15 protein-coding genes are annotated in these 17287 nt (G+C 44.0%); 6 read left to right on the plus strand and 9 right to left on the minus strand.

Features of this window, described 5'->3' with window-relative positions:
• Positions 1–17: 17 nt before the first annotated feature.
• The 5 genes from ACIQXH_RS15655 to ACIQXH_RS15675 all read right to left on the minus strand — a co-directional run bounded on the left by ACIQXH_RS15655 (position 18) and on the right by ACIQXH_RS15675 (position 6273).
• Positions 18–1436 carry an NAD-dependent succinate-semialdehyde dehydrogenase gene (locus ACIQXH_RS15655; protein ID WP_402871949.1) on the minus strand — a complete coding sequence of 473 codons (1419 nt, stop codon included), beginning with the start codon at positions 1434–1436 and terminating at the stop codon, positions 18–20.
• A 283-nt stretch (positions 1437–1719) separates the two neighbouring features.
• Entirely contained in the window at positions 1720–2988 is a 1269-nt protein-coding gene (locus ACIQXH_RS15660; RefSeq protein ID WP_402958484.1) for a dicarboxylate/amino acid:cation symporter, read from the minus strand.
• Positions 2989–3174: 186 nt separating this feature from the next.
• Positions 3175–4095, minus strand: a complete 921-nt coding sequence (locus tag ACIQXH_RS15665; RefSeq protein WP_403124626.1) for a ketopantoate reductase family protein — start codon at positions 4093–4095, stop codon at positions 3175–3177.
• A gap of 128 nt (positions 4096–4223) precedes the next feature.
• Complete coding sequence (locus ACIQXH_RS15670) at positions 4224–4775, minus strand: 3D domain-containing protein (RefSeq protein WP_402871940.1); 552 nt, start codon at positions 4773–4775, stop codon at positions 4224–4226.
• A gap of 430 nt (positions 4776–5205) precedes the next feature.
• A complete protein-coding gene (locus tag ACIQXH_RS15675) occupies positions 5206–6273 on the minus strand; it encodes a M20 family metallopeptidase (RefSeq protein ID WP_403124470.1) in 1068 nt (355 codons plus the stop codon).
• 163 nt (positions 6274–6436) lie between these two features.
• Here ACIQXH_RS15675 and ACIQXH_RS15680 point away from each other — a divergent pair, with 163 nt between their 5' ends.
• On the plus strand, positions 6437–6943 hold the full coding sequence (locus ACIQXH_RS15680; RefSeq protein WP_402871935.1) for a YflT domain-containing protein: 507 nt from the start codon (positions 6437–6439) through the stop codon (positions 6941–6943).
• Between the two features lie 52 nt (positions 6944–6995).
• On the opposite strand, the gene ACIQXH_RS15685 is transcribed toward ACIQXH_RS15680, so the two are convergent.
• The gene (locus ACIQXH_RS15685) at positions 6996–8987 is read right to left on the minus strand and encodes a methyl-accepting chemotaxis protein (RefSeq protein ID WP_403124473.1); all 1992 of its coding nucleotides are present in this window, start codon (positions 8985–8987) and stop codon (positions 6996–6998) included.
• A gap of 202 nt (positions 8988–9189) precedes the next feature.
• Here ACIQXH_RS15685 and ACIQXH_RS15690 point away from each other — a divergent pair, with 202 nt between their 5' ends.
• A complete protein-coding gene (locus ACIQXH_RS15690; protein ID WP_403124475.1) occupies positions 9190–9861 on the plus strand; it encodes an aspartate/glutamate racemase family protein in 672 nt (223 codons plus the stop codon).
• A 31-nt stretch (positions 9862–9892) separates the two neighbouring features.
• Here the strand turns inward: ACIQXH_RS15690 and ACIQXH_RS15695 are convergent, their stop codons facing one another.
• Both ACIQXH_RS15695 and ACIQXH_RS15700 read right to left on the minus strand, forming a co-directional pair.
• Complete coding sequence (locus tag ACIQXH_RS15695; RefSeq protein ID WP_403124479.1) at positions 9893–11353, minus strand: PH domain-containing protein; 1461 nt, start codon at positions 11351–11353, stop codon at positions 9893–9895.
• A gap of 1 nt (position 11354) precedes the next feature.
• Positions 11355–11849 (minus strand): PH domain-containing protein, encoded by a 495-nt coding sequence (locus ACIQXH_RS15700; protein WP_402871923.1) that lies wholly within the window; start codon positions 11847–11849, stop codon positions 11355–11357.
• A 236-nt stretch (positions 11850–12085) separates the two neighbouring features.
• On the opposite strand from ACIQXH_RS15700, the gene dacB reads away from it, so the two are divergent.
• Positions 12086–13534 carry a D-alanyl-D-alanine carboxypeptidase/D-alanyl-D-alanine endopeptidase gene (gene dacB, locus ACIQXH_RS15705; RefSeq protein ID WP_403124481.1) on the plus strand — a complete coding sequence of 483 codons (1449 nt, stop codon included), beginning with the start codon at positions 12086–12088 and terminating at the stop codon, positions 13532–13534.
• On the opposite strand, the gene ACIQXH_RS15710 is transcribed toward dacB, so the two are convergent.
• Positions 13490–14170, minus strand: coding sequence for an HAD-IA family hydrolase (locus tag ACIQXH_RS15710; RefSeq protein ID WP_403124484.1), 681 nt, complete (start codon positions 14168–14170; stop codon positions 13490–13492). The two genes, dacB and ACIQXH_RS15710, sit on opposite strands and share 45 nt — an antisense overlap.
• 88 nt (positions 14171–14258) lie before the next feature.
• On the opposite strand from ACIQXH_RS15710, the gene ACIQXH_RS15715 reads away from it, so the two are divergent.
• The 3 genes from ACIQXH_RS15715 to ACIQXH_RS15725 all read left to right on the plus strand — a co-directional run bounded on the left by ACIQXH_RS15715 (position 14259) and on the right by ACIQXH_RS15725 (position 17185).
• The gene (locus ACIQXH_RS15715) at positions 14259–14864 is read left to right on the plus strand and encodes a uridine kinase family protein (RefSeq protein WP_403124487.1); all 606 of its coding nucleotides are present in this window, start codon (positions 14259–14261) and stop codon (positions 14862–14864) included.
• 208 nt (positions 14865–15072) lie between these two features.
• A complete protein-coding gene (gene bluB, locus ACIQXH_RS15720; protein ID WP_402871915.1) occupies positions 15073–15714 on the plus strand; it encodes a 5,6-dimethylbenzimidazole synthase in 642 nt (213 codons plus the stop codon).
• Between the two features lie 37 nt (positions 15715–15751).
• Positions 15752–17185, plus strand: a complete 1434-nt coding sequence (locus ACIQXH_RS15725) for an NAD(P)H-hydrate dehydratase (protein ID WP_403124490.1) — start codon at positions 15752–15754, stop codon at positions 17183–17185.
• The last annotated feature ends 102 nt before the right edge of the window (positions 17186–17287 follow it).

A 17287-nucleotide genomic window follows, 5' to 3' on the forward strand; every position in this document is an offset into this window, starting at 1 on the left:
TTTTGTACCAATATTTATTATAGGCCTAGTGAAATATATTTGACCTCTAAAAACTCTTCAATCCCATGATGTCCGCCTTCGCGGCCAAGCCCACTTTGCTTGAATCCGCCGAATGGTGCCTGTGGAACGGAAGGGAGGCCATCGTTCAAGCCGACGATCCCGAATTCCAGGGCTTCGGTGACTTTAATGCCCCTTGAGATGTTCTCGGTGAAGACGTATGCTGCCAGCCCGAAAATCGAGTCGTTTGCACGTTGTACCGCTTCTTCATCTGTCTTGAAGGAAGCAATCGGTGCTAGTGGTCCGAATGTTTCTTCATTCATGCAAAGCATGCTATCGCTGACGTTGGAAAGGATGGTCGGTTCAAGGAAGAGTCCGCCAATCGATTTCCCACCAGCTTCGAGTTTGGCTCCGCTATTGATGGCTTCGTCAATTTGCTTTTGTACCTTTTCGACTGCACTTTGGTCAATAAGAGGTCCGATGTCGACGCCTTCTTCCAAACCGTTGCCCACTTTCAGTTCGTTCACTTTGGCAACAAGCTTCTCGATGAAGACGTCCTGGATGGATTCATGAACATAAATGCGGTTTGAACACACGCATGTTTGTCCGGCGTTCCGGAATTTCGAACTAATGATGCCCTCAACGGCTTTATCGAGGTCGGCATCTTCCAGAACGATGGCGGGAGCGTGGCCACCCAGCTCAAGCGATATCTTCTTCACGGTTTCGGCAGAGCCCTTCATTAAAGTTTTCCCGACTTCCGTTGAACCAGTGAAGGTCAATTTGCGAATCCGGGTATCTTGAAGCCAAGTTTCGCCGATTTCCGATGATTTACCTGTCACTACATTGATGACACCTTTTGGAATGCCTGCTTCTTCAGCCAATTCGGCCATTTTCAAAGCTGTAATCGGCGTCAGATTCGCGGGTTTAATGACAACCGTACAGCCGACGGCAAGTGCGGGTGCCACTTTTCGCGTAATCATCGCCGCCGGGAAATTCCATGGGGTAATGACGGCTACGACACCGACTGGTTGTTTGGTTACAAAAAGTCGCTTATTCGTAGTGGAGGCAGGAATCGTTTCCCCATACACCCGTTTTCCTTCTTCGGCAAACCAGGATAAAAATCCATTCGCATAGTTCATTTCCCCAAGGGCTTCTTTCAATGGTTTACCTTGTTCCTCTGTCATGATTCTAGCTAGTTCTTCTTTATTGTCGTCGATCAATTTATGCCATTTCCAGATCAAATCCGCACGTTCATAAACCGAGAGGGCAGCCCAATCAGTAAAGGCCGCATAAGCTGCATCGGCAGCTTTGGCTGCTTCCGTGGCTCCCCCTTTTGGGACAGTGGCGACAATTTCATCGGTTGCCGGGTTTTTCACTTCGATTTTTTCAAGTCCGTGATCGGACCATTCCCCATTAATGTATAATCCGTAATCTTTCATGATAAAACCTCCCGTTTCGTATTATTTTGTTCTTTATTTAGAGTGAATGTCTATAAGCTAATACCATCTGCTATATAAAAGTATAAACACTTTTCGGGAAATCTTAAATGAATATGATTGATAAGTTTTAAGAAATGGTGGTGGGTTCAGTCAATAGGGACAATAAAACGGAGTGATGAAGTGTTTCAAGGGAGAGTAAGGAAGTAAGAATGCATATGGAAAAGAGGATAGATGCGGGCAGAGAGTTCTACTTGCATCTATCCTCTTTCTTAATGTCCGTCCTTCATCGATCTGTGGAGGCGGCTACTTCATTCAAATTGTTGTAGTTTGAATGATTTGGATCAAATTCGCCTTCTGTTTTAGAAATGACAACTGTAGCAACACTGTTTCCGATCAGGTTCGTGATGGCACGAGCTTCCGACATGAAACGGTCGACCCCTAAAAGAAGTGCCATGCCTTCAACAGGAATCATCGGGAAAGCAGCCAATGTTGCCGCAAGGGTGATGAAACCGGATCCTGTTACACCTGCAGCCCCTTTAGATGTTAGCATCAGGATTCCAAGAAGGGTTATTTCCTGCCAGATGCTTAAATCCACGCCATAAGCTTGGGCGATGAAAATGGCCGCCATCGACAGGTAAATCGATGTGCCATCAAGGTTAAAGGAATAACCGGTCGGTACGACCAGCCCGACCACGGATTTTGAACATCCGTAATTCTCAAGCTTCTTCATCACACTTGGCAATGCGGATTCCGAAGAAGAAGTTCCCAATACCAATAGAAGTTCCTCTTTTAAATAAGCGATGAATTTGAATATGTTGAAGCCATAGAATTTTGCGATGCCCCCAAGGACGATGATGATGAATAACGCCATGGTAATATATACGCTAGCCATTAATTGTCCTAAAGAACTTAGAGAACCAAGCCCGAACTTACCGATGGTATAGGCCATGGCCCCAAATGCCGCCAGCGGTGAAAACTTCATGATGATCCCAACGATGCCGAAGAAAATATCGGCTATATGTTGTAAGAAGGAGACGACAGGTTGTACTTTTGGTCCGATCATTGCCATGGAGATACCGAACAAGACGGCAAAGAACAGAATAGGAAGCAAGTCGCCACCGGCCATTGCAGCGACAGCATTGTCCGGGATGATATTGGAGATAAAGGCTATGGCACCGTGTTCTGTTTCCTCAGCAGCGGTTGTATATTGCGATACATCTCCGCCTTCCACTGAATCGATGTTAAATCCTTTACCCGGTCCTAACAGGTTGACCACGATAAGACCAATCGCAAGGGCAACGGTGGAAACGATTTCGAAGTAAAGGAGGGCTTTCCCACCGATACGACCCACTTTCTTCATGTCACCCATGCCGCCAATGCCGATAACGACGGTTAAGAATATGATGGGTGCGATGACCATTTTTATCATTTTAATAAACAAATCAGCTAAGATTTTCAGCTGTTCACCGAAAGCAGGGAATAAGAAACCGACTGTAATACCGAGAATGATACCTATGATGACTTGGACAGTTAGATTTTTTAATAGTTTCATACTGTATTCTCCTTTGTTATATGATAGCGCTTTCTTTAATTAACTATAGTGTAACAGAAGGAAGAGTCAGAATATTCTTTTGGTGATATTGTTCTTTTTGGTCTTTTTGGTCTTGGAAAGTGAGAGAGAGGGAGAAGAGAGGAGGAACAAGAAAGCACCAGTTTTAAAACTGGTGCCTAAGAAAAATCATTGTTCAAAAGGCTTGATGAGTGCGTAGAGGGTTTCAATCACAGGAAGTTGGATATGGGCATTTTTGGCGAGCCTTAGGGCACCCCCTTGTAAATGCTCGACTTCAAGGGATTGATTTTTCCGACGGTCCTGATGCATGGAGGAGGTAGCTTCGTCGGGTAAAGCGGCTATGTCCTCCAGTGCCTGAGCGACATTCCTTTCCGTCAATCCAATGCCATGAGCGTTAGCGAGCATCTGCATTTCCACAAGCGCCTTTTCCAGTACCCGGTTCGTTTCTGGATAGTTGCGTATGGTCCCTATGGGAAGATTGGATGCTGTTGTCACGCCGGAGAAAGCAGTAATGAACATATATTTAATCCATAGACGAATTAAGATGTTTTCTGTCCTGCTTGCTCCCATGATGGCTGAACTAACTGCTTGTTCAAACTCATCGCAGATCTCTTGTTGAGAGGGATGAAGCGGGCCATAAATTAAGTCATGGTTCCGGTTAGAGTGTACGACATGGCCTTTTTCGTTTAAGGTAGCGATAATGAAGGCACTTCCCCCTATGACGTTCGCTTCGCCCAGTTCATCTTGAAGTATGGAGATATGCTCGAGTCCATTTAAAAGGGGAAGAACCTTTGCCCCTTTATCGACCAGGACCTTCAAGTCAGGCAGCGTCCCTCTCAGGTGGAACCCTTTTACCGTTAGGAGGACCAAGTCAACTTGTTGTATGTCATGTACGTCCTCTGTGAATTGAAGTTCGTTAAACTCATAGTTTCCATGAGGGCTTGTTATGTTCAACCCTTGCTCTCTCAATTGTTGGGCTCGGTTTTTACGGACGACGAATTGAACCTGTTGTCCTGCTTGCTGTAGTCTACCTCCATAATAGGAACCAAGTGCACCGGCTCCGATAACGACTATCTTCAATATGTACACCTCGCTTCTGATTGATGGACCAATCATACCATTAGCTGAATTTTCAGTAAATATGAATGGTGAAATAATGCTATAAAAGAAAAAAAGGCAAAAAAAAACAGCCTGAATTGTTACAAGCTGATTACTTTTTATTGATAGACTTTCACTTTTACTGTTTTTCTGCCCCAGTTAAGAGCTTTTGTTTTAGAAGAATAGAAGACGTCGATTTTTTTTCCTTTAATCGCACTGCCTTTATCTGCTGCTACGGCATCTCCGTAACCTTCTACATGAACTTTTGTTCCTAGTGGAATGACTTTAGGATCGACAGAAATAGCTTTGACTTTAGGGTTTTTCTTCAGGTTAAGGCCAGTTGCCGTAATCCCGCTGCACCCTTTGCAGTTAGCTGTATAGGCTGTAGCATTGACTGTGATAGTTTTATATTTCTTTGATGCTTTTTTTGCTTTGGGTTTTGCCTTCGTTGCAGTTTTCTTAACTTTTAAAACTTGTTTTGGTTTAATATGATCTTTTTTAAGGTTATTCCAACTCTTTAGTTGATTGACCGTTATGTTATGTTTACTCGCGATGCCCCATAGTGTGTCACCACTTTTAACTTTATATGTAGTAGTAGCAGCTGATGAAACTCCGGAAAAACTAAATACCAGGAAGAAAGCAGTGATAATAGGAAGTAGTATTTTTTTCAATTAATATTCTCCTTTGTTTTAAAGCGTAGACTTAGAATAACAGGTCTATATGACAATAATGTTTCGGTGGCATAGTAATTGTGTTACAAAAACATTTCATTGAAAAATAAACTAGGTAAAAGGAATGATATTAATTTGAACTTTTATCACGAAATACTTCACGATTTTTTATAAAATTTGGAAGATTACTTAATTTCATAACGTATTTTGTATGAATATGGAAAAATAAATGGAAAAAGTATGGGCTTAAAAGCCTACTTTATGGTTTTGCCATTTTAAGAGGGTATGACGAGTCATTTTTGAAAGAAAAGGCTGTCAATTATATGGAAAGAAGAGAATTTTCCGTTTTAAGAGGTTAGAAGTGACGTTCACGATGGATTCTTCTATAAAAAAGAAGCCGATAGATGGACATATCGGCTTCTTTCTATACTTATTTTTGTAAAATGAATTCAGAGGCAAAATCAACGAGCATTTTTTGATAGACTACGACGGATTCGAGATTGACGCATTCCCGGTCACCATGCCAATTCTCTCCTTTTGGACCGAATTCGATGGCTGGGATGCCGTAAGCTGCAAAGAAGATGGTGTCAGCGGAGCCATGTTGACCGAAGACGACCGCTTCCTGTTTCGTGTTCTTTTCGATAATCGGACGGAGTAGGGTGATGTAAGGATCGTTTTCCTCCGTATTAACGGGTTTACTATACATGTTAATATGGACGTTCTTGCCTACCACGGTTTCGATTTGCTCGACGATTTCCTCCATTGTCTGGGTCGGAAGATAACGAATATCGAGACTGAGTAAACAAGCATCCGGTACTTTATTGTACACATCTCCGCCCTTTATTTTTGCGAGATTGAGAGAGGGGGAAGCGTAAAGGGGGGTATGTTCCCGTGTGAAAGGAAGGGCCTTGATTTTCGTATAGATATCATAGGCCTTTTCGATGGCATTGACACCTTCCCATGGACGGCTTCCATGTGCGGATTTACCGGAAACTTCGATATCGAGGCGAAGGGAGCCCTTAGCCTGTAGGCCGATGCCTAACTGCGTGGGTTCTGCACAGATGACGAAATCGCCTCTATATCCATGCTTCGCTAGGTAGCCGGAGCAGTTCAAGCCCCCGATTTCCTCATCGGAAACGATTTGTAGCTGGATTTTCAACCCTAAGTCCCTATCTTTCAATTCGGCGAAGGCGCACATCATGCCTGCAACCCCCGCTTTCATATCGGCCGTTCCACGGCCATATAAATTCCCTTCATGCACCTCGGGGAAGAATTGATTAGGCGTCCCGCTCACTACATCAACATGGCCATTCCATATCAATGTTTTTTCTCCACTCCCGATTTCGCTAACGAGCATTTTGTACCCGTTATTTTCAATCACATCCACAGTCAATCCCTGGCTCTTAAGCCAACCGGCACAGAAATCCACTGCTTCATTGGCCCCTTCTTTGGAGGAACTGTCAATGGAGACTAAATCTTTCAGTAAATCGATAAGCATTAAAAAAAAACCTCCTATAAGTATGCAAACTATAATTTTATATACCCTTATAAATGGGCTTGAACCATAAATCTTTTCCGGTGGAAATGCGTTTAGTGCTTTGGATTCCGGGGGTATGTAAAGAGGGAGCGACAAACAACATTCTTTAAGGAGGATGATAGATATGGATAAACGTATAATTGGAGTTTATGATACTGGATCAGAGGCCATTCAGGCAGTTGAGGCATTACAGGCTCAAGGATATACTCAAGATGATATTTCGGTGGTTGCTAAAGATAAAGAAGAACTTAGAACGGTGAAAAAAGAAACAGGAACGAAAGTAGAGGAAGGGCTTGCTACTGGAGCTGCCACTGGTGGAGTTCTAGGCGGAACAGCTGGATTCTTAGCGGGAATCGGTGCTTTGGCCATTCCAGGAATCGGACCGGTACTTGCGGCTGGACCGATTGCAGCTACATTAGCTGGTGCGGCAGTAGGAGCTGGTACAGGTGGTTTGGCCGGTACATTGATTGGCCTCGGTATCCCTGAGCGTGAAGCCACTCAATATGAATCGGATGTTAAGAATGGGAAACTGCTTGTATTGGTGGATGCCGATGCGAAAAGGGGTAACTCTTCATACACAGGTATTACGGAAACGGATGAAACGCTTACGAATAGAAGAAGACCACTTTAATTTAGAGCGTGTAAAAAGAGCAGGGCCTTTTGGCTTCTGCTCTTTCTTTTGTTTAGTAGCTGAATTTCTGGATTTCCTTGTGCATTTCCTGCGATAGGCTGTCCAATTCCCCAGCCAGGGCATTTAATTGTTCCATGGAGGCATTCGTCTCTTCGATTGAAGCGGACACTTCTTCTGTGCCGGCAGCTGCCTCCTGACTAACGGAGTTTAGTTGTTTCGCGTTGCCTGATATCACGGCAATCTGGGCAATCATTTCGTGCATGGTACTTGTTATTTCATCAAAGTTACTGAATGTGGTAGAAATGATTGATGCAATATCACCAAAGGCCACTTCGGTGTTCGTGACGGATGTACTCTGATGATCGATTTTCTGGTTGACCTGATCAATCAAGCTAACCGTATTTGCGGTATCAGTTTGCATGGCAAAAATGATTTCTGCTATTTCCTTTAAGGAGTGTTCCGTTTGTTCGGCCAATTTTTTCACTTCATCGGCAACGACGGCGAAACCTTTTCCATGCTCGCCTGCCCTGGCTGCCTCGATGGCTGCATTCAAGGCGAGTAAATTGGTTTGCCCGGCAATCCCTGTTATGGTTTTGACGATATCGCTAATCGTATGGGATCGAACATCCAGTGATTTTACGGCTGTACTCATCTGATTGGAGATCTGGGCTGTAACATCGAATTGTTGTTTTAGGCCCTGAACGGTGATCATTCCATTTTCCGATGCCTTGAACATGTCATCGGAGGCAAGCGACATTTTTTCTGCCTGATTTTCCAGGTTGTTGATTTTGTCGGCCATGAGCTCTATGGCCGTTTCGTTATCTTGGCCGACTTCGATCTGATCAATGGCACCTGAAGCGATTTGTTCCATCGTCATGGCGACCTCGTTTGCGGCAGCCGAATTCTCTTCGGCACTGGCAACGAGCAACATGGAGGAATCGGCAACCTTATTGGAAAGGGCATGGACATTTTTAAGCATGGCACTCATATTCTCTGCTAAGGTGTTGGTGTCTTCTGCAAGCTTGCCGAGTTCGTCCCCACTGGAAATGGAAATCGTGGAGGCGAAGTCACCGCCAGCCATTTTCTTGATGGATTCTTGAAGGCGTTTAATGGGCTTTGTCAAAGAACGTGTGATGAAGATGGAAAAAATGGTAGCCAAAGTAAAAGTGACGATCATGGCCAGGATATTGTGCATGACCATAGAGCTTGCACGGTCCACCACTTCATCTCTATCCACGACTCCAACTATTTTCCAACCAGTAGTAGGACTGGATGAGTATCCGATGATTTGCCTTTTATCCTCAAAATCCAGGATCATAGATCCTGATTCACCTTTCATTTGCTGAAAAATGGGTTGAGCCGAAAGATCCTTCATGATTTTCGATTGATCAGGGTGGGCAAGGATAGACCCTTTCTCATTCAGTAGAATGGCATATCCCGTTTTCCCGAATTTCGTCTGATTGATCGTATTCAGTAACGTTTCCATCGCGATGTCGACACCAAGAACGCCGACCAATTTATCGCCATCATAGATTGCTTTTGCTGCCGTGATGATAAGGGAATTGGTCGCAGTATCCGTATAAGGCTCGGTCCATATGACTTCATTCTTTCCTTTCAAAGCGGCTTGATACCAATCTTGTTGCCTTGGGTCAAAGTCACCAGGTAAATAGGCTTTAGGGAAGATGATCGTCTGTCCTTCCTTCTCCGTCCCCATGTACAAGCTGATGATCTCTTCATTGGTCGTTTGGGTATTGGTAAACTCGGTAAGTATGGAATCAGCGTCTGAATGGGGTGTGGTCATGGCCATATCTTTGCTTATCCTGTCTAAATTCTTTTCCTTTTCTTGGAAGAAGCGATCAGATACTTCATTCATTGATTTTACTTGACCTTCTGTCGTATTTTTCAGTTCATCTGTCGTTAGTTCAATGCTTTGATCATAGGCTACGTAGGATATGAGAAATCCGCTAATAATAATTAAAGCTAAAAAGGGTATCAGTATTTGTTTTTTAAGAGAATTGAAGTACCAGTTTTTCAGACGTTTCATAGGTTTGCTCCTTTATATCTACTTCTTATGAGTTCTCTAGATATTTCGGCTTAGTTTCCCTATCTTTTAGTTTTTTTAGAAAATTCATAAGAATGACTTATATTAGGAGGTAAAGTGATTGAAACAGGAAAGAAAAGATTATCCAAGAAAGGAATTTTACTGGTAGAATAATCAGAAAGCATAATGAAGGGGGAATGGTGAGTTGAAAAAAAGATTAGGATGCCTTCATGCCCATTATTCAAATATAGAATATATTGAAAGAGCTCTTTCAATCTATGACATCGATCTCATGCATTTTGTGGACTCTTCCATAATGTATCGAATGACTTCTGTTGGGAATTACGATAAAACAGAAGCAAAGAAAAAAGTAAAAGAGCAACTGGATTGGATCGCTCAATGTGAAGTGGATGCTATCCTAATTACTTGCACGAACTATATCGCCCTTTTACAAGACCAACGTATGGTAGCATCCGTGCCCATCATTAAAATTGATGAACCTTACTTCGAATACATCTGTACGCTATCTCAACCTCAGATGCTCCTTTTTACGAACCCAGCAACAGTTAACGGTACCGTGGAGCGTCTTGAAAAGTATGCGGAAATCCATCAAAAATCCTTGGATTTGGAGATTATGATCATGGAAAATACTTTCGAATTAATCATGAAAGGATTGAAAGAAGAGTACAATGCTGAAATCATCAAGGTCTTACATCAACTCGTTCAAGATGATCAAAAGGCAATTTCTGTTGCTCAATTATCGATGGTGGATGCAGCCAAGCGATTCGAACAGCAGACATCTCATGGAATGATGAATCCATTAAAAATAGTAGTGACCTCCATTGTCAGCCAATTAGACTTACAAAAAAAGAGCTGACTGGATGCAGTCAACTCTTTCTTCTGGTTGGTTATTCGACTTGAATGTTTTTCGTGCGATCAATATACCATGTGTAAAACTCGTCGGCATATTCAAGGGAAACATCTTGTAGCTTGGTATGATGTACCGGTTTGGAACGGTTAATGGTTTCGATCGATGCGAGCCCAAAGCGTTTTTGCAGTCTTGAGCGTTCGACTTTAATCTGAATGACCTTGCTTCTTTTCGTGATGAACAGGGACGTTTCCAAACTTCCTGATTTAAATTGAATGAATTCGTCATGTAATAAATAGCGGCCATTTTTGTAATCTATGATTCTCGATGTATAAATGAGTACGAAAAGAATCAAGGAAATATACCATATCGCTGGCTTGAAAATAAAAATGGCAACCGTCACAACTATCCAGATATAGCTTGGCCTTAGCATTCGCACGATGAAAGCTTGTTTCGATAAGGGATGCATGGAGCGTTCCACCTTGTAAGAAGGCAAAATCTCTTCGATTATGGCATGGGCACGGTCAACCGATAAAAATGGATAGAGCGTATTCGTTTCCAGTTTTTCATCTCCTGTACTTCCCGCGCTTATCAGTTTCACCTCCGCTAATCCAAGCATTCTTTTGATGAGGGATTGGGTGATTTCCACCGCCTGCACCTTTTCTTTCTGAATTGAAAAGGCAGATTCATCGAGCACCCCTTTTTTTATATACACACGTTTGGCATCCGATGAAATTTCATACTTCCCATATTTCACGTACGTGGAAATAATTCCAAAACCAATAGCTAATCCTACTAAAACAATGAGAGCGATGGTTATGGTTAGCCATGAATTCAAAAATGATGCCACAGCCCCTTCGGCATTTTCCAGATTGAAAAAATCATCAAGTGTTTTATAAATCGTAGCGACAATCGGAATGATGGCCAGGAAGCTTAGTGACGTGAAGGAAGCTTTTAACACATCCCGTTTAGTCGGTGTGAAATGTATGGTTTGTTCAGCACCCGTTTCTTTCAAGCTGTCCTCTTCCAGATGACCTTCTTCTACAGCCGGGATTTCTTGTGAGGAAAATTCCGTTTCAAGTCGTTGGGCTTCTTTTAAAGAAATCGCCTCAAACAAGACAGAACCTTGGTCACCAGTCATTCCCGTTTCGAACGTTAAAGAAGTTAAGTGGAAAAACTTATGAAGGACGGTTGTCCGTCGTTGGACGTTTTGTATTTTGTGAAGCGGAACTGTCCGATAGGACTTGGAAATAAGCCCGGACTTGATCTGAATGTTTCCTTCTTTTATATGATATGTATAGGTGAACCAGTTCAAAGTCAATGAAATGACCTTCCATACGAAGTATAAGAGATAGATGAGTTGCAGCACGATCATATAAACCTTTTCCGTACCAAAATTCAATACATAAAGGAGGATAATTAAAAAGAATTCCTTCTTCAGCACATTCCACATTTCAAATGGGATTTTGAGCGGGTGTAACCGTTTGGATTGTTCCGCCATGTCATTCCACTTCCTTTATCTTGGCGTAGTGCGCAATTTTATCTCGAAGTTCATACGCCTCTTTCTCCGGAATGGCGGGTATGGTATGTGAGTCGCCCATGGTTCCGATACTAATCGTATAAAGGCCATACTTCCGTAGAAACGGCCCCTGGTTCAGCTCGACCGATTGAACTTTCGTCATCGGGATGAGTTCATGGGATTCGTACCACGCTCCATGTTTCGTTTGGATGAATTCTTCGCTTACGTCATATCGCCAATATTTTTGCAATAAAATGGGGGCGATGATGATGGACCAAATGGCGGAAAAGCATTCGATGATGGTCAGTCCGATTAAAACCCATCCAATCCACTCTTTCCAGGAAAAATAAGTATCAACGAATAATAAGATGCCGAGTATGACGAGAATAATGAGGTTGGTGATGGTTTCCGTCATCCGCCAAACCTTGATGGATTCTTTCGAAATTTTCTTTGTGGGCGCTTGAATCTTTGAATACATATGTTCACTCCTTACTGTGTCATTACTTTTATACGGATGATTCTTAGTAAAAGTTCCCTTTAGGGCTAAAAAAGTCCCTGAGGTGAGGCTTTCCTGGAATACGGAATACTGTGTATGCCTGATATGAAGGGACATGTGAATGAAATTTAAAAGTAGGTGAAATGGATTTGACCTTTATAAGGAAAGTATACATTATTTTCTTTCTGTTTTTGATGTGCTTTTTTAATGGGGAAACGATGCAGGCTGCTTATGAAGAGGAATCGATGGCTGGTGAAATCAAGCGTATCGTACATGAGTCGCCTGCTTTAACCGGGGCCTTAGCCGGAATTTCAATCCGTTCGGCAGATACAGGGGAATTGGTGTATGAGCATGATGCGGATATAAGGATGAGACCGGCATCGAACATGAAACTTCTGACAGCGGCAGCGGCACTTGAAACGTTAGGGGAGGAACATGTCTTCCAAACGGAACTATACATAAAAGGCATTCAGGTCGCGAACGTCCTTCAGGGGGATGTCTATTTGAAGGGAAAAGGAGACCCAACCCTTCTTGAAAAGGACTTTGATGGTTTGGCGAAGGTGTTGAAGCAACATCGAATCCACTATGTTCATGGAGATCTTATCGGCGATGATACATGGTATGACGATGAAGGCCATTCGCCTGATTTAATACGAAGTGATGAGCAAGAATACTACGGGTCGGCCGTTTCAGCCTTAACCGCCGCACCCGATGAGGAGTATGATACCGGGACAGTCCTTCTGGAGATATCACCAGGGAAAAGGGCTGGAAAAAAAGCAACCGTGACGATGCAACCGGAAACGGACTATGTAACAGTCGTTAATGAAGCGATAACAGTATCACCGGACGGAAAGCAGAAAATCAAGGTCGAACGCGATCATGAGCGAAATGTCTTGACGGTAACGGGGACTATGCCGGAACATGGCTTGCCGACAAAAGAATATATGGCGGTGATTGATCCTACCAAATATGCCCTAAGATTATTTGAACAATCGATGGAACGGCAAGGCATCAAGGTGTTAGGTACGACCAAACAAGGAAAAACACCCGCACAGGCTAGGAAAATTGCCAGCCATGATTCGATGACCCTTTCACAATTGCTGGTTCCCTTCATGAAACTGAGCAATAACACACATGCTGAAGTTTTGGTGAAGGAAATGGGGAAGGCAGCGAAGGGGGAAGGCAGTTGGGAGAATGGATTGAAGATAGCAGAAAGTAAGCTCGAGCTGATGGGGATGGACACGCAATCGACCATGATGCGGGATGGTTCAGGGATTAGCCAGGTCAATCTGATCTCAGCGAACGAATTGACCAAACTCCTTTATTCCGTTCGGGAAAAAACATGGTTTCCTTCCTATCTCAATGCACTGCCGGTTGCTGGGGTTAAAGAAAAGATGATAGGCGGTACATTAAGGAATCGGATGGAAAAGACGGCGGCCGTGGGAAATGTCCGCGCTAAAACGGGGACGATTTCCGCTACAAGCACTTTGTCTGGATATGTGACCACCAAAAGTGGGGAAGGCATCATCTTTTCAATTCTTTTGAACAACTTCGTGGAGGAAAAGGGAATCAGGGACATCCAAGATAAAATAGTGGTATGGCTAGCGGAACAGGAAGATCTGTTAGAAAGAGAGCGTAGATATTCGTTTAAAAACATATGCTTGTAATTCAAAAAAATCCGCGATGAGAAGATCTGCTTCCACCAATTCATTGACAGTCGCAAAACCAAATGGACAGCTGACGGCCACTAATCCATTTTCCTTTGCAGCTTCGATATCGGACTTTCGGTCGCCAACCAGGATGGCTTCTTCAATGTTATAGTTTCTCAACAACATGTGAACTAGATCCGTTTTCGAGCCTTTCAATGACCTTTCGATACTGTAAATGTCCGTAAGGTATTCATGCAGATGAAAATATGTACAGATTTCTTCCAAATACTTTTCAAGTCCGTTGCTGGCTATGAATATTGGAATACCTTGTTGTTTAAAGACTGACAAGGTCTCGATGACGTTTGGGTAAAGCTGACCTTTTCCTTCTTTGATCTCTTGATTCAAACATTCAAGAAAGAGTCGGTCGGCTTGATTCCGAATAGACTCGGCGTGATTTGGCAATAAGGTTTCCCATACGACCTTTAGTGGAACCCCCATGATTTTTTTGTATGTGGCAAGAGGGGCTTCTCCCTGCCAATTTCCTTCTGACCGAAGGACTTTGAACGTTCTTTCAAGTGATGAACCTAAAATCCTATTGGTTTGAAACAGGGTGCCGTCCATGTCGAAGATGACGGCAAAGGGAATGGAATTCATATTTTGTACCTTCTTTCAATTTTTTTGCGCGCCCAAGGAGGGTTTCTTGGGAGGGTGTAGAGAAATATATAGGAAGAGGAGGGGTTTGATGAATTTCCCAACAATTCGTGGCCAGTACACGATTTCCCAACTTATTGCTGAAATCCAGAATTCCCCTGGAAACCGAAGGCCATATTTAGTTGCCATAGATGGTCGCGGTGGTTCGGGGAAAAGTACCCTTGCTGCCTATATAAAAGCTCATTGTCAGGATGTCACAATTGTTCATATGGATGATTTCTATTTTCCTTCTTCTCAAAGGGCCCAGTTGCCTCCAGTCGGGAATTTGATTGGTGTGAACTACGATTGGTCCCGTGTCTTCAGTCAAGTTTTGGAACCGCTTACCTCAGGGAAAGAAGCGGTCTACCAACGTTATGATTGGGAATCGGATGCAATGGCTGAGTGGCATACCATCCCAGTGGGTGGGACTGTCATCATTGAAGGCACATACTCCACTCGCTATGAATTGGCTGCCTTCTATAATTTTACCATCTGGGTGGAGTGCCCCCGGGAGAAACGATTAGACCGTGGAATTGAGCGTGATGGGGAAGAGATGCGTTCCATGTGGGAAGATAACTGGATGGTCTATGAAGATCTCTATGTCGATGCACATCTTCCACGAGATAGGGTCAACCTGATTGTGGATGGAACGAGATGAATAGAGTCTCGTTCCTTTCCTTTCTCGCGGATGAAGGTCTTGTACCCCACGTCCATTTCCCCTAGCTATCCTTCATCGATTCCGGTTTTTGTCATAGAATAGGAAGGATGAGGCTGCTTTTCATTGTAAGGGTTTACCTGTAAAATTCATATTGAATATTAATATTTAGATAAATTTCTCTAAGAGACAGAGATAATGGAGGAGAAGTATGTTTACTAATGATGAACAAGCTGGTGTATATAAAGCGATTTATAGCCGGAGGGATATCCGGAGTTTTTTACCCGATCCCATCTCAAAGGATACCTTGCATAAGATTTTGGAGGCGGGACATCATGCACCGTCTGTTGGGTTCATGCAACCATGGAGTTTCATTGTCGTTTCGGACCAGGAGATTAAAGAGCGGTTGGCCTGGGCCGCGGATAAGGAAAGAAGGGCGCTTGCGGTTCATTATGAAGGGGAAAAAGAAAACAAGTTTCTTAGTTTGAAAGTAGAAGGCTTGAAGGAAGCCCCCTATACGATTTGTGTGACCTGTGATCCGACGCGGGGTGGCTCTCATGTGCTTGGACGCAACTCCATTCCTGAAACGGATATTTTATCGACGGCCTGTGCCATTCAGAATATGTGGTTAGCCGCCTGTGCGGAAGGGTTGGCGATGGGCTGGGTCAGTTTTTACAAGAAGAATGATATCCGGGACATTTTGGATATCCCTCCACACGTGGAGCCTGTCGCGCTCATGTCTGTTGGCTATACCGATCAATATCCCGATAAACCGATTCTTGAAACGGCCAATTGGGAAAAGAGACGGTCGATGGATGATTTGATTTTTAAAGATAAGTGGGGCCAAAACTAGACCTTGTAAGGATCTTGTAGAAAGCTGGTGTTTCGTTTTGTATATCTATCGAGGCGAGGAAATAAAAAGAATCGATCGAACTGCAGCGGATCATGGACTTGAAACGTTTACGCTGATGGAAAATGCGGGACGGGCTTTATTTGAAGCCATTGTCAAAAATGTGAGCAAATCGCAGCGAATCTTGATTCTTGCGGGAAAAGGGAACAATGGCGGAGATGGAGTGGTTCTCGCCCGTTATTTAAAGCAACATGGTTTCATATGTAAGCTCGCTATCCCACTAGGGGAACCTGTTTCTGAGACTGCAGAGCGCCACTACCGCTATTATCTCCACTGCGGATTTGAGGTATCGGAAATCAGTGAGGATTATGATGTGTTGATAGATGCGCTGCTTGGGGTCGGAGCGAGGTTGCCACTCCATAATGATATCGAACAGCTGATTGATTGGATGAATGAGCAAGAGGCCGTTCGGATGGCAATCGATATTCCGACAGGCGTTTTGGCGGATACCGGTGAAGTGGAAAAGGCTATAAAGGCTGACCGAACATTCACGCTCCACGGGTACAAACCATCGGCGTTTCTCGAAGGAAGTGTCGAGTATTATGGTCAGACCGAAGTGCTCGATATTGGCTTGCCACAGACATCCAATTGGCGGGTATGGACCAAAGGGGACGTTGCCGCAAGCTTCCCGAAGCGAAATGGTGCCTCGCATAAGGGGACATTCGGGACGGGACTGTTGATAGCGGGTACGGATGAAATGCCGGGAAGTGCCATGCTGGCGAGCCTTGCCGCGATGCGGAGTGGAATCGGGAAATTGACTGTGGCGACAACAAGGTTCGCTTCAGCAATTATCGCGAGCCGGGTGCCGGAATGCACATTTTTACATGATGGACTGGAAAAGGTAGCGGCTGGAGCGATGCCTAAAGGGATAAGGGGAGTGGCAATCGGCCCAGGATTGGATAATGAGGAAAAAATCGACCGGGCGTTACATGAAGTAATGAAAAGGGACCTGCCGATCATTATCGATGCAGGAGCCCTTAAGAAACGCGACTATCCCATGCGTGAAGCGATGACGATCGTCACGCCCCATCCTGGTGAGTTCAGTAAAATGACGGGTCTTCCGACGAAGGAAATCCAGAAAGACCGCCTGCGCCTCGCATCTGAATATGCGATCTCGAATAAGGTGACCGTTGTACTCAAAGGAAGAAATACGGTGATGGCGTTTCCCGATGGCGATGTATGGGTGAATTCGACCGGCAATGATGGACTTGCCAAAGGCGGGACAGGTGATACCTTGACTGGGATGATCCTTGCATTTATCTCATTCTATGAAGATAAGAAAGCGGCCGTGGCCAATGCTGTATACTGTCACGGGGTAAGCGCGGAGCAATGGAGTGAAACGAGGGCGAAGAGCAGTCTGCTCGCAAGTGATGTGAGTGAAAACTTGGCCTATGTGTTGAAGGAATTCGAATAGGCACTCGCTGATGGACGACATGAAGTGAGTGCTCGATAACAATAAAATAAAAAGAAAGTACCATGAAAAGGTAGGGAATCAAAAACTAGCTGTCATCTTAGC

The sequence above is a fragment of the Peribacillus sp. NPDC097225 genome, assembly GCF_044761955.1.
GTDB lineage: Bacteria > Bacillota > Bacilli > Bacillales > DSM-1321 > Peribacillus.

Excerpts from the sequence above, each read along its gene's own strand:
- ACIQXH_RS15680 (WP_402871935.1), top strand. The coding sequence starts at position 6,437 with ATGGATAAACGTATAATTGGAGTTTATGATACTGGATCAGAGGCCATT.
- ACIQXH_RS15710 (WP_403124484.1), bottom strand. The coding sequence starts at position 14,170 with ATGAATTCCATTCCCTTTGCCGTCATCTTCGACATGGACGGCACCCTG.
- ACIQXH_RS15685 (WP_403124473.1), bottom strand. The coding sequence starts at position 8,987 with ATGAAACGTCTGAAAAACTGGTACTTCAATTCTCTTAAAAAACAAATA.
- dacB (WP_403124481.1), top strand. The coding sequence starts at position 12,086 with ATGCAGGCTGCTTATGAAGAGGAATCGATGGCTGGTGAAATCAAGCGT.
- ACIQXH_RS15700 (WP_402871923.1), bottom strand. The coding sequence starts at position 11,849 with ATGTATTCAAAGATTCAAGCGCCCACAAAGAAAATTTCGAAAGAATCC.
- ACIQXH_RS15695 (WP_403124479.1), bottom strand. The coding sequence starts at position 11,353 with ATGGCGGAACAATCCAAACGGTTACACCCGCTCAAAATCCCATTTGAA.
- ACIQXH_RS15660 (WP_402958484.1), bottom strand. The coding sequence starts at position 2,988 with ATGAAACTATTAAAAAATCTAACTGTCCAAGTCATCATAGGTATCATT.
- bluB (WP_402871915.1), top strand. The coding sequence starts at position 15,073 with ATGTTTACTAATGATGAACAAGCTGGTGTATATAAAGCGATTTATAGC.
- ACIQXH_RS15715 (WP_403124487.1), top strand. The coding sequence starts at position 14,259 with ATGAATTTCCCAACAATTCGTGGCCAGTACACGATTTCCCAACTTATT.
- ACIQXH_RS15675 (WP_403124470.1), bottom strand. The coding sequence starts at position 6,273 with ATGCTTATCGATTTACTGAAAGATTTAGTCTCCATTGACAGTTCCTCC.
- ACIQXH_RS15655 (WP_402871949.1), bottom strand. The coding sequence starts at position 1,436 with ATGAAAGATTACGGATTATACATTAATGGGGAATGGTCCGATCACGGA.